The sequence below is a fragment of the Rhizobium sp. Leaf311 genome, from assembly GCF_001423445.1.
Lineage (GTDB): Bacteria > Pseudomonadota > Alphaproteobacteria > Rhizobiales > Rhizobiaceae > Agrobacterium.
In genome coordinates this window covers 46,347-47,098 of sequence record NZ_LMNZ01000024.1, presented here as the reverse complement: position 1 = coordinate 47,098, position 752 = coordinate 46,347, and the positions used below count along the sequence as shown (strand labels likewise).

Genomic DNA, 752 nt, shown 5'->3' with positions numbered 1-752 from the left:
GATCACCAGCAAATCGAAATCCGAGCGATAGCCCTTCATCGTATGCGGCTCGTCGACAAAGGTCCCACGGGCGTAAGAACCGAACAGGATGATCTTGAGAATGCGTCCGCGCTTCTTGAAGTCCGCGGTGCCTTCACCCAATGCATCTTCGAACTCCTCGTGGAGGATCTCCAGCGCACGGGCAAGCTCTCGCTGCTTTCGGTGCGGGATATGATCGAGGGAGGATTTCATCATGGGAACGGGGTCTGACTGGCTTCCAATTATTGCTGCGATCTCATCGCGCTGGTGGTATCTGTGGACCTTATACGCTTCGCAACATTCATCAAATGGCAAAAGTGTTGGGGGATTTTTGCAAATCAACCAGTATTTCAGGCGTTTCCAATAAAGTGAAAAGCTCTTGAACGGAATCGAACCATCGACACTCAGTTTTTCGAAACTAAGACATTGGTATGATCGTTTTTGTGAGATGAGAGCGCCCACTGCGGAATAAGACCCTAGGTGGTCGCCGCTCATCAATCCCCACTCGCTTGCGGGATGAAACCCTAACGCCACGTCTTGATATGGCGCTTGGGTGAAGCTTCGGGGTGTTCGTCCTAGATACAAAAAATCGTGAAACGGTTCGCTGATGGTCGGTCATTCATCCTAGGGAAAAGCGCTTGAACTAGCGTTCTCACTTTTCGATAGCGACACAGACCGGCTGGTAGCCAACGTAAAGTTTGAGGATCGCTACAGCGAGCATTCCGCCTGTGGAT

The 752-nt window shown here is 51.1% G+C and carries 1 pseudogene; it reads right to left on the bottom strand.

The window, feature by feature from the left end:
• A pseudogene (locus ASF69_RS23675) lies at nt 1-234 on the bottom strand (nucleotidyltransferase); the annotation flags it as partial.
• Nucleotides 235-752 lie beyond the last annotated feature (518 nt).